The sequence below is a fragment of the Streptomyces sp. NBC_00457 genome (assembly GCF_036014015.1).
In the GTDB taxonomy this organism is placed as follows: Bacteria; Actinomycetota; Actinomycetes; order Streptomycetales; family Streptomycetaceae; genus Streptomyces.
The window spans coordinates 8043627-8059956 of record NZ_CP107905.1; the positions used below are offsets into that span (position 1 = coordinate 8043627).

The 16330-nt window shown below is 71.8% G+C and carries 14 protein-coding genes and 1 pseudogene; 8 read left to right on the forward strand and 7 right to left on the reverse strand.

The features are described 5' to 3' along the window. Positions 1 to 27: 27 nt before the first annotated feature. Both OG828_RS36715 and OG828_RS36720 read left to right on the forward strand, forming a co-directional pair. A complete protein-coding gene (locus OG828_RS36715; RefSeq protein ID WP_328503592.1) occupies positions 28 to 843 on the forward strand; it encodes a nucleotidyltransferase domain-containing protein in 816 nt (271 codons plus the stop codon). A gap of 164 nt (positions 844 to 1007) precedes the next feature. Then, complete coding sequence (locus OG828_RS36720) at positions 1008 to 2870, forward strand: FUSC family protein (protein ID WP_328503593.1); 1863 nt, start codon at positions 1008 to 1010, stop codon at positions 2868 to 2870. 139 nt (positions 2871 to 3009) lie between these two features. Here OG828_RS36720 and OG828_RS36725 read toward each other — a convergent pair whose 3' ends face one another. Then, on the reverse strand, positions 3010 to 3963 hold the full coding sequence (locus tag OG828_RS36725) for an endonuclease/exonuclease/phosphatase family protein (protein WP_328503594.1): 954 nt from the start codon (positions 3961 to 3963) through the stop codon (positions 3010 to 3012). Positions 3964 to 4101: 138 nt separating this feature from the next. Between OG828_RS36725 and OG828_RS36730 the strand changes: the two genes are divergently transcribed. The 3 genes from OG828_RS36730 (at position 4102) to OG828_RS36740 (ending at position 6568) form a co-directional block, all read left to right on the forward strand. After that, positions 4102 to 5460, forward strand: a complete 1359-nt coding sequence (locus tag OG828_RS36730; RefSeq protein ID WP_328503595.1) for an amidohydrolase — start codon at positions 4102 to 4104, stop codon at positions 5458 to 5460. Positions 5461 to 5539: 79 nt separating this feature from the next. Then, positions 5540 to 6229 carry a DUF899 domain-containing protein gene (locus OG828_RS36735; RefSeq protein WP_328503596.1) on the forward strand — a complete coding sequence of 230 codons (690 nt, stop codon included), beginning with the start codon at positions 5540 to 5542 and terminating at the stop codon, positions 6227 to 6229. Between the two features lie 153 nt (positions 6230 to 6382). Next, positions 6383 to 6568, forward strand: a complete 186-nt coding sequence (locus OG828_RS36740; RefSeq protein WP_210575910.1) for a hypothetical protein — start codon at positions 6383 to 6385, stop codon at positions 6566 to 6568. Positions 6569 to 6686: 118 nt separating this feature from the next. Here OG828_RS36740 and OG828_RS36745 read toward each other — a convergent pair whose 3' ends face one another. From OG828_RS36745 to OG828_RS36755, 3 genes and pseudogenes are all read right to left on the reverse strand, one after another. Continuing rightward, complete coding sequence (locus tag OG828_RS36745; RefSeq protein WP_328372492.1) at positions 6687 to 8543, reverse strand: ABC transporter ATP-binding protein; 1857 nt, start codon at positions 8541 to 8543, stop codon at positions 6687 to 6689. A gap of 190 nt (positions 8544 to 8733) precedes the next feature. Then, the gene (locus tag OG828_RS36750; protein ID WP_328503597.1) at positions 8734 to 9177 is read right to left on the reverse strand and encodes a hypothetical protein; all 444 of its coding nucleotides are present in this window, start codon (positions 9175 to 9177) and stop codon (positions 8734 to 8736) included. A 221-nt stretch (positions 9178 to 9398) separates the two neighbouring features. After that, positions 9399 to 10028: pseudogene (locus tag OG828_RS36755) on the reverse strand (ATP-binding protein); the annotation flags it as partial. 173 nt (positions 10029 to 10201) lie between these two features. Here OG828_RS36755 and OG828_RS36760 point away from each other — a divergent pair. The 3 genes from OG828_RS36760 to OG828_RS36770 all read left to right on the forward strand — a co-directional run bounded on the left by OG828_RS36760 (position 10202) and on the right by OG828_RS36770 (position 12218). After that, entirely contained in the window at positions 10202 to 11062 is an 861-nt protein-coding gene (locus OG828_RS36760; protein ID WP_328366593.1) for a helix-turn-helix domain-containing protein, read from the forward strand. Beyond that, positions 11063 to 11317: a DUF397 domain-containing protein gene (locus OG828_RS36765; RefSeq protein ID WP_210575902.1), complete on the forward strand. Its 255-nt coding sequence runs from the start codon at positions 11063 to 11065 to the stop codon at positions 11315 to 11317. Between the two features lie 85 nt (positions 11318 to 11402). Beyond that, positions 11403 to 12218 (forward strand): SAM-dependent methyltransferase, encoded by an 816-nt coding sequence (locus OG828_RS36770; protein ID WP_328441186.1) that lies wholly within the window; start codon positions 11403 to 11405, stop codon positions 12216 to 12218. Positions 12219 to 12263: 45 nt separating this feature from the next. Here the strand turns inward: OG828_RS36770 and OG828_RS36775 are convergent, their stop codons facing one another. The 3 genes from OG828_RS36775 to OG828_RS36785 all read right to left on the reverse strand — a co-directional run bounded on the left by OG828_RS36775 (position 12264) and on the right by OG828_RS36785 (position 16129). After that, positions 12264 to 12968 (reverse strand): protein-tyrosine phosphatase family protein, encoded by a 705-nt coding sequence (locus OG828_RS36775; RefSeq protein ID WP_328366604.1) that lies wholly within the window; start codon positions 12966 to 12968, stop codon positions 12264 to 12266. A 96-nt stretch (positions 12969 to 13064) separates the two neighbouring features. Beyond that, positions 13065 to 13985, reverse strand: a complete 921-nt coding sequence (locus tag OG828_RS36780) for a hypothetical protein (protein ID WP_328503598.1) — start codon at positions 13983 to 13985, stop codon at positions 13065 to 13067. After that, complete coding sequence (locus OG828_RS36785) at positions 13982 to 16129, reverse strand: PEP/pyruvate-binding domain-containing protein (protein WP_328503599.1); 2148 nt, start codon at positions 16127 to 16129, stop codon at positions 13982 to 13984. The genes OG828_RS36780 and OG828_RS36785 overlap by 4 nt, the downstream gene beginning before the upstream one ends. Positions 16130 to 16330: the final 201 nt, after the last annotated feature.

Genomic DNA, 16330 nt, shown 5'->3' on the forward strand with positions numbered 1-16330 from the left:
CGGAACACGGCTCCGTACGCTGCGCTCATGCCGTCCCTAACCGACCCCGACTTCCTCGAAAGCACGGCCGACCGCCTCGCCGCCCTCCCCACCGTCCAGGCGGTCGCCCTCGGCGGCTCCCGCGCCCAGGGCACGCACACGTCGGAGAGTGACTGGGACCTGGCCGTCTACTACCGCGGCCCCTTCGACCCCGCCGACCTCCGCGCCGTCGGCTGGGAGGGCGAAGTCTCAGAGGTGGGCGGCTGGGGTGGCGGGGTGTTCAACGGCGGCGCGTGGCTGACGATCGACGGGCGGCGCGTCGATGTGCACTATCGCGATCTCGACGTCGTGGAGCGGGAGTTGGCGGAGGCGCAGGAGGGGCGGTTCCGGGTGGAGCCGTTGCTGTTCCATCTTGCGGGGATTCCGAGCTACTTGGTGGTGGCGGAGTTGGCGGTCAACTGGGTGCTGAGGGGTGAACTGCCCCGACCGGCGACCTATCCGGAGAAGCTGCGCCGTGCGGCGAACGACCGCTGGTACGGCACCGCCCAGGCGACCCTCGCCTACGCCGGAACCAACCATGCGCCCGCGGGTCGTCGTACGGAGGTCGCGGGTGCCATCGCGGTCGCGGCTGTTCAGGCGGGGCACGCCGTGCTCGCGGCCCGAGGGGAGTGGGTGACGAACGAGAAGCGACTGTTGGAGCGGGCGGACCTGCGGGGGGTCGACGACATCATCGCCTCCATCGGAGTGACCCCCGATGCGATGGGGCGAGCCGTAGCAGCGGCGGAATCGCTCTTGCGGGCGCGTGTCTCACCGCTGAGGGGGGATCACCCGTCCACTCCTGACCGGGAACCCTTGGACGGTTGATTGCGTTCATAAAGATCGCGCTCTTCCTGCCAACCGTCACACTCCCGAAATACGACCGTTCCATCCCCTCCAGGAACCCGATCTACCGTGGGAGCCACACACCCCAAAGCCCGGCCACCGTCGCCCGAAGGCAAAGCCCGCGCCCTCGTCCCGACAGGAGCCCCGTGTCACGCCCCGCGTTCGCGTCGTTCGTCCTCCCGCCCTGGCTCGCCCATGCTCTCCGTGCTCAGCGCGGGCCGGTGCCCTGGATGGCGGTGACGCGTGGGGCGCTGTCCGCCGGTCCGCTTCTGCTCCTGGCCGTCCTGTTCGACCGTGCCTCACTCGGTGTCGTCGCCGCCGTCGCCGCCATGCTCGCCGGGATCAATGACCGGCCGGGGAGCCGGCGGGCGTCTGTCAGGCGGCTCGGGGTGCCAGCGGTCGCGGGGGCGGGCGGGATGCTCGTCGGGACGTACGCCGGTCACGGCACGGGCGTCTTCGTGCTGACCTTGATCCTCACCGGCCTCGGGCTCGTCGCCGGAGGCATCAGTGCCGTCGGCCCCGTCGCCTCCTCCGCCGGTACGCAGCTGCTGGTCGCGGCCGCCATCGGGGCCGGGATGCCGTTGCCCGAGCCGGGGTGGCTGCGGGCCCTTGCCTTCGTCGCCGGAGCGGGATGGCTGCTCGCGCTGCGGCTGCTCCTTCCCACGCCCGGTGCGATCGTCGGGGACTATCGGTTCGACGGGGAGCGGAAGGCCGTCGCCGCTGTGTACGACGCCGTCGCCGGACTTCTCGATGCCGTCGGGTCCTCCGCGGCGACCGCCCGTCGCGTCTCCCTCACCGCCGCCCTCGATCATGCGCAGGACGCTCTCGCCGGGCCACGGCTGCGCCGGTACGCCAGTTCCGCGGCCGAGCGGCGGCTGCGGGCGCAGTACGCCGCGGCGCTGCCCCTCGCGGAGGCGGCGACCGCGTTGGCCTGGGGCGGGGAGAGTGTGTCGGCGCGTGCCTCCGAAGGTCCCCGTCGGCTCGCTGCCGCCGTGCGCGGGAACACGCACACCGGGCCGTTGCCCGCGCCCAACCGGTCCGCGCCCGCGCTGCGTGCCCTCGATGACGCCCTCCTGCACGCTGCCGAGGTGTTCGACCAGGGCGAGGGCCGCGACCTGCACACCCGTCGGCGGTCCCCGCGGGCGCTCCTCCACAGCGTCTTCGGGGCCGGCGGGCGGGAGTACGGGTTGCGCGTCGCCCTGTGCTTCGGGGCCAGCGCCGCCATCGCCCAAGCGCTGCATCACGCCCAGTGGTACGGGCAGCACGAGCACTGGTACTGGCTGCCCGCGACCGCCGTCTTCCTCGTCAAGCCCGACCTCGGGCCGCTCGTCTCACGCGTTCTGTGCCGGGCCGCGGGGACGGTCCTCGGAGCTGTCGTCTTCGCCGGATTCGCCGCGGTGCTGCCTCAGCCAGGAGGGCTCATCGCGCTCGTGGCTCTCAGCGGTGCCCTCATTCCCGTCGCCACGCGGCACTTCGCTGCCCAGACCGCCGTCGTCACCGTTCTCGTCCTCGCCCTGGTGATGGTCGGCGGTGAGCCCCCGGCCTCCTGGAGCCGCATCGGCGAGACGCTGCTGGCCTGTGCCATCGTGCTGGTCGTGGGGCACCTGCCGATGCCGGGGCAGCGCGGTGGAGGAGTGCGGGCCCGGCTGGTGGCGGCGGAGGATGCGGCGCACGCCTATCTGACACACGTCCTGAACGGCTCGGACTCCCGCCCCCTCCGCTGGACCCTCCGCCGCGAGGCCTACCGCACGCTTGCCGAAGCCCGTACCGCCATCGCCCTCGCCGCCGCCGAACTCCCCGCCCTCGCCCGGCACTCGGAAGGCGCCGACGAGATCGTCCTCGTACTCGAACGGATCGTCGACACCACCACGGCGTGCGCCGTGCACCTCGACGACTCCGGCCGGCTCACCGCGCGGCACACCGAGCGCCTCGCCGCCCTCCTCGACGAACTCGCCGCGCACCGGGAGCGGGTAGGCATACCCACGCCCGAGCTGCCCCTCGCCGTCTGAGCGGGCCCGGTGAAGTCCGCTGCGGTTCGGCAGGCTCCGAAGGGGCGCGGGGCTGTGTCAATGTGCGGCTCCGCCGCCGATGGGGGTCCCCGCTCGAACGAAGCCGTGAGTGGCACCGTCCTCTGAGAGAATCCACGCCTCAGTCCCCGACCCGCACCCACACCGGCGCATGGTCCGACCCCGGCTTCCCGCGTCGAGCCGCAGGGTCCGGCCCCACGGACGGCAACCGGGGCGTGTCCGCACCCGGCAGCCCCGTCCCCGCCTCCGACACCCGCCGGACCAGACGGTGGCTGACCAGCACGTGGTCGATCAGCTCGAGCCGCCCGGAGTTGATGCGCGAGAAGCGCCGTTCGGCCGGTATGAGTGGGGCGACGTCCCACAGGCGGGCCGCGTCTCCGTTGTCGCCCATCTTGAAGCCGGGCGTGCCGATCTCGGAGCCGGGCGGGCCGAGCAGGATCTGTGTGGTGGCCGCCTGCACCTCGTCGTTCAGGTCGCCCAGTACGACCACGTCCCGCTCGCGGCCGTCGCCCGCCAGCAACTCGTCCGCGAGCGCCCGCAGCGCCGTCGCCTCGGCCGCCCGCCGGTACAGCGCATACGCCCCGAACCGCGCCCGCTCGCCCTCGTCGCGCGCGTGGAAGCGGCCTCCGGGGAAGGTCAGCAGCTTCGACTTCAGATGGCAGACCGCCACCCGCAACGGCCCCGCTTCCGTCGTCGTCTCCACCGCCAGGAAACCCCGGCCCGCCGCCGACACCACTGTGCCGTCGTCGGCCACCTGCACCGGGCGCAGCTTCGGCGGGAACGCCGTCGTGTCGGCCAGCACCTCGATCGGCGTCCGGCTGAGGAAGCCGACCCGTATGCCGCGGCTGTCGCCGTGCTGGGAGAGCGCGGTGTGCCAGGTGCCGCCCACCATCGCGATCAGGTCTTGCAACGCCGTGTCCTCCCCGACCTCCTGCACACCGAGCAGCGCCGGGTCGAGCTCCTTGATCACGTTCGCGAGGGCGGCCAGCTTCGTCTCGTACGCGGCCTTGTCCTTCGGGCCGGACGGGCCGCCGGGCAGAAAGAGGTTCTCCAGGTTCCAGGTGCCGATCAGCATGCCGGGCTCCTTTCCAGAAGCCATCGGTGCGGGCTGTGGTGAGGCCAGGGTGACCGCACGGGCCCGCCCACGACAGGGCCGCGACGGGATGCGCGGTTCGGCTCACGTCACCGCACGACACCGTCGTACGTTGGCCCAATGACGCCTTCTCCCGTGGAAGCTGATCTCATCATCACCGGATGCGCCGTCCTCGTGCACGACGATCACGAGCGGATCGGGTTCGAGGAAGACGCCGCCATCGTCGTACGGGACGGTCTCGTCGAGGCGGTCACCAGCGCTGCCGACGCCGGAGGGCTGGCGGCGCGGGAACGGATCGACGCCCGCGGACAGGTCGCCATGCCCGGGCTCGTCAACTGCCACACACACGCCCCGATGGTCGCGCTGCGCGGTGTCGCCGAGGACCTGCCGACCGAGGAGTGGTTCAACGACGTCGTTTGGCCCATCGAGTCCAACCTCACCGAAAAGGACGTGGAGTTGGGGGCGCGGCTCGCCTGCGCCGAGATGATCCGCGGCGGTGTCACCTGCTTCGCCGATCACTACTTCGCCATGGACGCGGTCGCCGCCGTGGTCGACGAATGCGGGATGCGGGCGCATCTCGGCGAGGCCTTCTTCTCCTCCCAGGGTCCTCAAGGGCGGGAGAAGTCCCTGGAGTTCGCGCTGCGGCACCGGGGAGGCTCGAGCGGCCGTATCACCACCACCCTCGCCCCGCACGCCCCCTACACCGTCGACGACGCCGACCTCGCCGCCACCGCCGCACTCGCCCGCGAGCACGGCCTCCCCGTCCACATCCACGCCGCCGAGAACCGCGACCAGGCCGACACCAGCCTCGCCCGCCACGGCCGTACCCCCATCGACGTCCTCGCCGCCACCGGGCTCCTCGACACCGACCTCCTCATCGCCCACGGCACCGGCATCCTCGACCGCGACCTGCCCGTCCTGGAGCGCGCCGGCGGACGCATCGCCGTCGCCTCCGCCCCGCGCGGCTATCTCAAGTTCGCCTGGCCCGACACCACACCCGTGCGCGCGCTGTACGACATCGGCGTCCCCGTCGGACTTGCCACGGACGGCGCCGCCTCCAACAACTCCCTCGACGTATGGGAGTCGATGGCGCTCACCGCCCTCATCCAGAAGTCGACCCAGGGCGATCCGCGCTGGCTGACGTCCCGTCAAGCCCTGCACCACGCGACGCTGCAGAGCGCACGGGCCGTCGGGCTGGGGGCCGAGCTGGGCAGCATCGCACCGGGCCGCCGCGCGGACATCATCCTCGTCGACCTCACCGGCCCGCACACCCAGCCCGTGCACGATCTCGCCGCGACGCTGGTGCACAGCGCGCGGTCCGCCGACGTCCGTACGACGATCGTCGACGGCCGGGTCCTGATGCGTGACCGTGAGCTGTTGACGCTGGATGTGGCCGCGGTGGTGGGGGAGCTGGGGGAGCGGCTGCCCGGACTGCTGGACCGGAGCCACGGCAAGCGGATCCAGGAATACGACACGTAAGAAAATTCCTCAAGCAGCGATGAGTTCCGCCGTCGCCTCCGGTCACCAACCCAGAACGGATCGTTGCACTGGAGGGGTCATGTCGCTTCCGGAGATCGTGACGCGTGACGCATGGCGTGCGGCACGTGCCGAACTGCTGCTCAAGGAGAAGGCGGCCACGCGCGCGAGGGATGTGCTGAACGCCGAGCGGCGCGGGCTGCCGATGGTCGAGGTCGACGCGGAGTACGTGTTCGAGGGCGGCGACGGCAAGGCCACGCTGCTGGACCTCTTCGAGGGGCGGCAACAACTCGTCGTCTACCACTTCATGTTCGCGCCGGAATGGGACGCGGGCTGCCGCAGCTGCTCCGCGTTCCTTGACCAGATAGGGCATCTCGCGCATCTGCACGCGCGCGGGACGACGTTCGCGGCGGTGTCCCGGGCGCCGTACACGAAGATCCTGCCGTTCAAGGCGCGGATGGGCTGGACGCTGCCCTGGTACTCGTCGTACGGCGGCGACTTCAACCACGACTTCGAGGTGACGTTGGAGCACGAGGGGGAGCTGTCCGAGCGGCCCGGCGTCAGTTGCTTCCTGCGGGACCGTGATCGCGTCTTCCACACTTACTCGACGTACGAACGCGGGCTCGACGGACTCGGATCGACCACCAGCCTGCTGGATCTGACCGCACTGGGGCGGCAGGAGGAGTGGGAGGAGCCCAAGGGGCGCGCGTCGGCTCTCGGTGCGCCTGCGGGCAGTGAGCGCATTCGGTATCACGATGAGTACGAAGACTGACGCGCAGAGTGATTGTTTGTCCGAAATGCTGAGAGAGTCCTCACAGCCTGTGGTGGACGAGTGTCAACTACGTCTCAGTACCGTCACTTCGCGAGGCGTTCACCCCGACTTTGGCGTTTAACTCTATGAGTCAGCGCTACATGGAGGTGCAGGGTGAACGGGCGAACGGTGCTCGAGAGCTTTCCCGCAGGCGGGCCGCGAGGTTCCTGGCCGGCGGAGGAGTTCGCGCAGGCGCAGCGTCTGAAGGGCCTGCCCGCGGAAGTCGTGATGGACCTCGCCACGGACTCGTTCCTGGTGATCCTCCGGGGCGGTGACGCCGTCACGGACATCGCGGCGTGATGGCTCCGCCGGACGAGCCGCGATGTGCCGTCTGTCGTCTGCGGGCTCGTCGTGGCTGGTCGCGCCCCGCGGCGGAGCCGCATATCGACACAGCCCCGCGCCCCTTCGGGGGCGCTGCCTAGCTCGCCTTCGGTACCGGTGTCGTGAACTGGTCCGCCTGGAGCGAGTACAGCTCCGCGTAGACGCCGCCGGTGGCGAGCAGTTCGTCCGGGGTGCCGGACTCCACCAGACGGCCCTGGTCGAGGACGTGCACCAGGTCCGCGTGGCGGACGGATGCCAGTCGGTGGGTGATGAGGATGACTGTCTGGCCGGTGGAGGCCAGGGCGCGGATCTTCTCGAAGACCTCCAGCTCGGCCCGCGCGTCCAGCGCCGCCGTCGGCTCGTCGACGATCAGGATGCTGCCGCGCCGGTAGGCCGCCCGCGCGATGCCGAGCCGCTGCCACTGGCCGCCGGACAGCTCGTGTCCGCCGCTGAAGTGCCGGGCCAACAGGGTGTCCAGACCCCGCGGCAGATCGGCGACCACGTCCTCGGCGCCCGCCTCGGCCACCGATGCGGCCAGACGTTCCTCGGTGAGGGGCGCGGAGGAGCGGCCGACGGCCACATTCACGCGGGCCGTGAACGGCCAGCGCTTGAAGTCCTGCGCCACCATCGCGATGCGCTCGGCGAGTTGATGCCGGTCCGCGCCCGCCGCGTCGACGCCGTCCCACAGGATCCGGCCCCGGTCCGGCGTGTACAGGCCCGAGAGCAGCTTCACCAGGGTCGTCTTGCCGGAGCCGTTCTCGCCGACGAGCGCCACGATGCGGCCGAGCGGGATGGTCAGCGTGACGTCGTCCAGGGCCGGGCGCGTGGACTCACCCGGGTAGCTGAACGACACGTTCTCGAAGTGGATCTCGCGGGGCGCCTCCGGGAGCGCGTCGCCGCCGACCGGGATCGCCCGTTCGGCCGCCTCGACGTACAGGCGTTGCAGATCGCCCACGAACAGCGCCTCCTCGTGGAGCGCGTTGACCTCCAGGACGAGGGTGTCGAGGCTGGAGGAGCCGGTGCGGATCGCGATCACGGCCGTGCCCGCGACGGACAGGGCCATCGCCCCGGCGAGCAGCAGCCCGCCGAGCGTGGCATACGTCGCCACCGTCGCGATGCCTGTCCACGCCGCCGCGAACAGCCCCGTACGGGCCGCCAGCCGCGCCAGCCGGGCCTGTTCCGCCTCCGCCGTCTCCGACATCGCCCGGAAGTGACGCAGCAGGAACGGGCCGACGCCGTGCAGCCGGATCTCCGGCGCCGCCGCGGGTTCGGTGAGCAGACTGCTGATCAGGTGCCCGGCGCGGGCGTGCTGCACCCAGGTGTGGAAGGACTCGTAGCGCCGCCGCGCGTTCGTCAGGGCGCTCCACGCGCTCGGCAGCGTCATCGTCGCCAGGAGCGGGAGCAGCGCCGGATGCAGGACGGTCAGCACACCGGCCGCCGCGATCAGCGAGATCATCGCGTTCACCACGCGGGTGCTGTACGAGATCATGCGCCGGGCCGACTGAGCGCCGTACTGCGCGGTGTCCAGCAGCTTGTGGAACGTATGGTCCTCGATCGCGGCCAGCTCCACGGCCGCCGCCCGCTCCAGATACCGCTCGGTGGCCACGCGCTCCACCTTCGGCTCGAGCCGTCCGGTGGCGTACGTCGAGGCCGCCCGCAGCAGCGCCGATACGAACATCACGGCGGCCACCGTGATCAGCGCGGGGGCCGCTCCGCGCAGCCGGTCCTCGATGGCGCCGCCCGCCAGCAGCCGGCCCAGCACGCTGTTGACCGCGAGCAGACTCACCGCCTGCGCCATACCCCGGGCGACCTCGGCGGCCAGCACGGTCCGCGCCGCCCGCCGGTCGGCCTGCCAGGCCAGCCGGAAACTGGAGGCCAGCATGCCGGGCAGCCGCGCCACCATGGCCCGGAAGTTCAGCTCCAGGAATGCGTCACGGTGCTGGTTCCAGCCCATGTCGTAGCGCAACGGGCCGCCGAAGAGCAACTGCTCGGATTCGGAGACCTCGGATTTCCCCGCGTCGTGTTTCCTGCCGACCACCGTGGACCTCCCCCGATCGTGGACGACGGCCACTATCGCGGGACATATGCCCCTCGGGGAGAGCGCAGACGGGAGAGATCGAAGCACGCGGGCGTACGCCCTGTGCTTACGCGCTCACCGACCGCGACCAGACGGGGGTCGTGCCCGTCACCCGGCACAGGGCCAGATACAGCGGGATCGGCGGGGTGTACGGCACTTCGCCGTCCGGCCGGTGAATGAGGCCCGGGGCCTGCGGTGCGTCCGGGATCAGGGCGCCGGTGGCATAGCGCACGGGGGCCGGCCACTCCAGGGCGTAGTCGGAGTCGGACGGAACGATCCACCACCAGTGCGCGTCGTCGGCGTAGACGCAGCCCACGCGGGGCAGCCGGGGCAGCACCAGCGGGCCGAGGCGGGCCGGCACCGCCACCGCGTCACAGCCCAGGGGGGCGGTCATGCCCTCGGGGACGGGGAGCCGCCGGGGTGCCGCGGGGGTGTGCAGTCCGCGGCGAAGGCGGACCACCGTGTCCAGGGTCAGTACCCGGCCGCCGCTGTGACCAGCGCCTACAGCCATTCGGCCCCCGCCCCGTGACTGTCGTGGGGGCGTGCCGTGTGGCCGTGGTGCCGCGGCGCTTGGTGGGCGTCGTGCTGACCGTGTCCGTCGTGCTTGTCGCGCGTGTATGTGTCGCGTGCGTGCGTGTCGGGCGCGTGTGTGTCGCGTCCGAAGGGCACGTGACCGTACGCGCCAGGCGCGCCGGATCCCGCGCCTGGTGCGCCGGCCCCGTACCCGCCGTACGCGTCCCTGTCGTGTTCGTCCGCCGTGCCCGTGCCGCCGGTCGAGCCGCCGGACGGGCCCGGCTTGGGGCGGGCACCCCAGCCCAGGTCGCCCCGCGGGCTCGGGACGGCCTCGGCGGCCTCGCGCGGCAGCTCCGCCCAGACCAGCAGGCCGGGACCGTGTTCCTGCGCGCCCCAGGCCCGGCACAGCGCGTCGACGAGGAACAATCCCCTCCCGTGCTCCTCCTCGGACCGCGCGGCGGCCGGGTGGGGCTCACCCGGAGCACAGCCCTCGTCGCGCACGGCTATGCGCACGAGATCGGCGCCGTCGTGCAACTCGCACACGATGTGGGTGCTCGCGGTGTGCAGTATCGCGTTGGTCACCAGCTCGGAGACGACCAGCGCCGCCGAGTCGCAGGTGTCCTCGCCCACCGACCAGCCGGTCAGCCGGGAGCGCGTCAGGCGTCTCGCCTGGGCGGGCGAGCCCGGATGTGCGGCCAGCTCGAAGTGGAACCGGCGCTCGGCTGCGGCCCCACCAGGGCCTCCTACCGGGGCCGCACCGAGGCCGAAGGGGCCTGCGGCGGCGTCTGTTCCTAAGGGCGCGGACGGAATCACGCTTGCCACTATCGCCCCGCCGTGAACACTTGGCAAGTGCCACTCTGAAAAATGCAGAGTGCTGTGTGACGCGGTGGAATGCCGTGGCACACTGCTCGCAACAGCATGTTGAGCGGCGCCAGTTGAGACCTCGAAGGTTGACCCAGATTTTCGAATAGGTCTTCGAATGGCGCCGCCGGGCTGTCAGGAATCTTTTGTGGAGGTGGAGGGTGAGCGAGCCGCGGTCCGCGCCGACGGTCGGTCAGGTCGTCCTCGGTCGGCGCCTGCTCGACCTGCGCGAACGCGCCGGCCTCAAGCGCGAGGAGGCCGCCCGTATCCTCCGCGTCGCCCCCGCCACCGTGCGCCGCATGGAGATGGCCGAGGTCGGGCTCAAAATCCCGTATCTCCAGCTGCTGTTGAAGTCCTACGGCGTCTCCGAGGAAGAGGCCGACGCCTTTGTGCAGCTGGCGGAGGAGGCCAACAAGCCCGGCTGGTGGCAGCGCTTCCATGACATCCTGCCCGGCTGGTTCTCCATGTACGTCAGCCTGGAGGGCGCGGCCGCCCTGATCCGCAGCTACGAACCGCATTTCGTCCCCGGTCTGCTCCAGACCGAGGAATACGCCCTCGGAGTCCTGAAGTCGGGGGCCATCGGCCAGACCCGGCCCGAGGACATAGAGCGCCATGTCGCGCTGCGCATGCAACGCCAGGATCTGCTCACCCGTCCTGACGCGCCCCGATTCTGGGCGGTGATGGACGAGACCGCCCTGCGTCGCCCCGTGGCGGGCCCGGAGGTGATGCGTGCTCAGATCGACAAGCTGCTCGAGCTCATGAAGCTGCCCAACGTGACGCTGCAGGTCGCCCCGTTCGCCGGCGGGCCGCACCCCGGCACGTACGGGCCCTTCGTGCTCTTCCGATTTGCCGTGCCCGAACTCCCGGACATGGTCTACAGCGAGTACCTGACCGGCGCCGTCTATCTCGACGCGCGTGAAGAGGTGGCGACCCACCTCGAGGTCATGGACCGCATGGCGGCGCAGGCCGCTACAGCACATCGCACGAAGGAGATCCTCCGGGATCTCCGCAAGGAGCTGTGAATGGATCGCATCAAGCCGCGCCTTCGCGTCTACAACGGCATGCCCGCGCGGGACTTGGGCAGCGAAGGCTGGCACAAGCCGTGGAGCGGCGGTAACGGAGGCAACTGCCTGGAGGCGATGAAGCTGGCCGACGGCCGGATCGCCGTACGCCAGTCGACCGATCCCGACGGGCCGGCGCTGATCTACACCACTGACGAGATGACGGCCTTCATCGAAGGAGCGAAGGCGGGGGAGGCGGACTTCCTGCTGTCTTGAATGTCACCTGTGATTGCTTCATCAACTTGCCTAACTTTGGTGCTGACTTGATCACTTTCCGTCTCACACACTTACGGGGTGCCGCATGACCGGGCAGGACACCGGCCGCAACGCCGTCGAGATCGACACCACCAAGCCGCATCCCGCGCGGATGTACGACTGGTATCTCGGCGGCAAGGACAACTACCCGGTCGACGAGGCCATGGGCCGTCAGATGCTCGCCCTCGACCCGAGGGTCCCGGTGATGGCACGGGTCAACCGCGCCTTCATGCACCGGACCACCCGCTGGCTGGCCCAGCACGGCGTACGGCAGTTCCTGGACGTCGGCACCGGAATACCGACCGAGCCGAACCTCCATCAGATCGCGCAGGGCATCGCGCCCGACGCGCGCATCGTCTACTGCGACAACGACCCGATCGTGCTCGCCCACGCCGAGGCCCTGCTGCGCGGCACGGACGAGGGGGTGACCGAGTACCTCCAGGGCGACGTCCGCGACCCGGACACGATCATCGAGGGCGCCAGGAAGGTTCTCGACTTCACGCGGCCCGTGGCGCTCTCCCTCGTCGCCCTGCTGCACTTCGTCTCCGACGAGGACGGCGCGCACGAACTGGTCGGCCGGCTGCTGTCCGAGCTGCCGTCCGGCAGCTTCCTGACGGTCACGCACGCCACCGCCGACTTCACTCCGGAGGAGTCGAAGGCGGCGGTGGAGAAGATGAAGGCCGCGGGCGTGACCCTGGCCCTGCGCTCCCGCGAGGAGTTCGCCCGCTTCTTCGCCGGCCTCGAACTGGTCGAGCCCGGCGTCGAGGTGCCCCACCAGTGGCACCCCGAGCTGGGCGAGCCGGTGCCCGGGCAGGACGACGGGGTCATTCCCGGGTACGGGGCGGTGGGGCGCAAGCCGTAAGGGCATCGGGCGGGTTCAACGCAAGCCTTGAGAGCGGCGGGCGGTTCAGAACCAGGACGCGATGCGGCGCGGTGCGTCGACCACACGGCTGACGGCCACGACCGGCAGCGGCGGCTGCTCCGCCTTGTTGGGGCTGAGGTTCAGGCCGTAGTAGATCTGCTCGATCGACGGCGGTCCGACCGCGAGGTTGCGCCGGACCGCCTGTGCCGACGACTCCTCGCCGGTCTGCACGAGGTAGGCCGCCGCCATCGTGCCCGTACGGCCGACTCCGGCACCGCAGTGCACGAACACCGGGCCGGACGCGTTCGAGACGATGCTGAACAGGTGCTGCACCTGCTTCGGCGTCGGCGTCTGTCCGTCCCGGATGGGCAGGTGTACGGCCTTCAGCCCGGCCTTGCCGGGTTCGGAGAGCTGGGCCGCGCTCAGGTCCTCGGCGCGCAGGTCGACGACTGTGGTGAAGCCCATGCCCGCCAGCGCGCGGTATCCGGCGGGGGAGGGGGCGGCGCCCCGCCACAGCTTGCCGTCGGGGTCGACCGGCTGGAAGTTGTGGACGCCCTGGACGCTGCGGGTTCCCGCAGGCGCGGGGGTCTCGGCCTTCGCCCAGTACGACAGGCCCAGGATGCCTCCCGCGCCGGCGGCCCAGAGGACGAGGTAGCCGATGACGACCCCGAGCAGGATCCGCAGTGCGCGCCGCGACAGCGGGCGCTTGCGGTGGGCAGGGCGGGGCAGGGTTGCGGTGATGACAGCCATGGGCGACCAGGGGGACTAGGGGACGAGGGCGCTTTGGCATCGTAACCCCGGGCCTGTGATCATCTGTTCGATATGTCCGTTTTTGTGCTCTATATCTCAGTCATCGTGCATATCGGCGTCGCCGATGCCGACCACCGTGAGGCGGGCTCGGTCGAGCGTCGTGTCCTCCAGGCAGCCGCGCAGCCGCATCCGGTCGTGCTCGCCGAGCGCGGGCCGTACGGCTCCGGCGAACAGTCCGTCGCCCAGGTCGCCGAGGGTCGCATGGTGCAGGGGGATGGAGGTGGAGTCCCGGCACCGCTCCCAGAGCTGCTGGGCGGCGAGAGAGCGGCGCTCGGTTGTCATGACTGCGTCGCGCGTGTCGACCTGGAAGAGCACGGAGGTCGCCCTGCCGGTGCGCTCCGGCTCCGCCCGGGTCTGGGTGAGGTCGGCCAGCCCCACGACGAGCGCGGCGAGCAGCGCGACGCCGACGACGATGACGGTGGCGATACGCGCCGTACCCGCCTGTGCGCGCCTCGTGCCCGGCGGCGGCAGATCCTCCAGGTCGTCACCGACGTCCGGGCCTGGCGCGCTGAGGACGGCCGCCCGCCCCGCGAGCCGCCGCTCCGCCGGACGGGACGTCGCCGTCGACACCCGTTGCACCACCCAGGCGAGCCCGGACAGCGCGACACCGGCGACCATGAGGACCGGCACGAAGACGTACGTCCGCTCGGCGGGGTCGTCCAGCCAGCGGAAGCGGCCGTTGCTCTCCGGCTCGGGCGCGCCGGCGCGCAGGCGGGTCAGTACGTCCTCCTGCCGCGCGGTCAGCTCCCGCTGCCGCCGGTCGGTGTCCCGTACCCGCTCCTCGATCCGGGCCAGCCGGCCCAGCATCACGATGCCGAGCAGCATGACCTCGACGATCAGCAGCAGCACCCCGGACAGGATGGCGCGCTGCCACTGCCACCGGTACAGGTACACGACCAGGTAGGTCCCGGCTCCCGCGGCGGCCAGGGCCCCGAAGACGAACGCGATCCGCCTCATGGTCCCTCCCAGGTGTCGACGCCTCCGGTCGTCCCGTCGACGGTGAGGCGGGTGCCGGGAGGGAAGCGGCGTACGGCGTCGGTGGCGCCGACCACCGCGGGCAGCCCCAGCTCACGGGCCAGCACCGCGAGATGCGACAGCGGGCTGCCGGTCTGCGCGACCAGTCCGGTGAGGCGGGGCAGCAGCGGCGCGAGCGCGGGGTCCAGCATCCGTACGACGAGCACCGCGTCCGGCGGCCGGGCGCCGGTCCCGTCCCAGACCGTGCCGACCGCACGCCCCGCGGACACGCCCCGTGCGCCGTCCTCGCCACGGCGCCGGCCACGGCCGCTCCGCTCGGCGACGACCACCCCGCCGTCCGCCAGCCGGAACGCGTCCGGCAGCGGGGGCGACTGAGCCTGCGGCACCCGGTCGTGCAGATCGGCCGGGAGCGCGGCCCCGTCGAGGGCGGCGGTCAGCTCCGGCCAGCGGAGCAGCCCGACGCGCTCCACGTCCAGGCCGAGTCGCCGGGCCGCTTCGCGGACCAGGCGGACTTGGAGCTCCTGTACCCAGCGGATACGGAGGCGGAGGGCTTCGCGGGGTGGGAGGTGGGGGGTTGCTGGGCGGGTGGTTTCGGGTGCGGGGTGACCGTTGGCTGTCACGCGGCTGTCTGTTGTCGTGTACGTGTTGATCCCCGAGCCCGCCGGCCCCACCTGACCCGGAAGCCGGACGTTCCCCCGCAGACTCGGCGCCGTCAGCGCCAGTACCACCGGATCCGACGCGGCGACGCGGTCGTCCGGCACGCCTCGGGCGCGGGCCGCCGCGAGGGCGGTCAGGGCCGCGCCCGCCGCCGTGCGGGCCTTGGTCTGTTCGGGCAGGAGGGCGCCCGAGAGGGCCTCCTGGGCGTGCAGGGAGACCAGGACCGCGCGGGTCCAGCGGAGCTCGGCCGTGAGGTCGGGCGTGGACAGCGAGGCGGGTGGCGGGAGCTGGGTGAGGTGGCGGTCGACGTCGGCCGTCAGGTCGGTCGCCAGGCCGGGCAGCGCCGAGGTGAGGCGGCCCACCCGCCAGGCGGCGCCGAGCCTGCGCGCCCCCGGTGCCGGGTTGAGCAGCGCGAGCCACCGGTGCCTCGGCGGAACCGCGCCGAGCAGCCGCAGGTCGGCGGCGGCCCGTCCGCCCGCCGTGGTGACCACCGGCGTCGTCCGCAACAGCCGGCGCGGCGCGCTGCCCCCGATGTCGAGCGCGGCGGCGAGCCCGCGGGACATGGGCGCCACCCACAAGTCCTCCTCCAGCGGCTCCAACTGGCCGGGCAACGTCTCCGCGACCGGCCCGGGCCCGAGCAGCCGCGCCCCGGGCGCGGGCCGTGCCGCCATCGCCGTGATCGGCCGGCTCTGGAACAGCCACAGCCGCCCGTCCTCGTCGAACCCGAACTCGATGTCCTGCGGCCCGCCGAACACCTGCCGTGCCTGCCGCGCGAGACGCGCCAGCCGGAACAACTCGGTCCGGGTGAGCGGCGAACCGCCCTCCGGCGCCTGAGTGCGCCGTACCCGTCCGCTCCTGCTCAGCCAGTGATCGGTGCCCGTCCGCGCCCCGCTGACCAGGCTGTCGGGGCCGCCGAGCACGGCGCTCACCAGCATGCGGTCGGCCCGCCCCTCGACCGGGTCGGCACCGAACACCACCCCGCCGACCCGGGCCGTCAGCATGGGCTGCACCAGCACCGCCATGGGCGCCGTGGACCCGTCGGGCCGGTGCGCCGAATCGAGCACGGTCTGTACGGCCGTACGGAAGTCCCGCCAGCCGCGTACGTCGAGTACGGAGTCGAACTGGCCCGCCAGGGACGACTCCTCGGTGTCCTCCTGCGGAGAGGAGGACCGTACGACCAGGGGGCGCGTGCCGCCGTACGAGAGCCTCTGCCAGGCCTCTCGCAGGGCTACCGGGTCGTCGCCCGCTCTGCTGGGAATCACGAAGCCGGGGAGTACCGGCAGGCCGGCGCGGGCCGCGCGGGCCAGGTTCGCAGCTTTGGAACCCGTGAGCCGGGACAGTGCGGCGGTGGGCTGCTCCAGGGCGATCACGGCCGGGCCGCAGGCCTCGACGGGGCTCAGGGCCACCTCGACCCGGGGCTCTTCCCCACCCCGCGCACCATCTCCGTGACGTTCGTCGATCGTCGTCATCGAACACCCTCCAGGACCGGCCGCCAACAGGGGGGACGCGCTGGGGTGGCCCTGCGCCTGACGGCGGAACGAAGGATGGGGCGCTTCCCTGTCGGGACCGGATCGAGATCCGGCGACGGCAACGACGCGCCTCCTGGGATCAAGGATCCCACTTCTGTTGTCCAACATGACAGGCATGAGTCATATTCCGGTCATATGTGG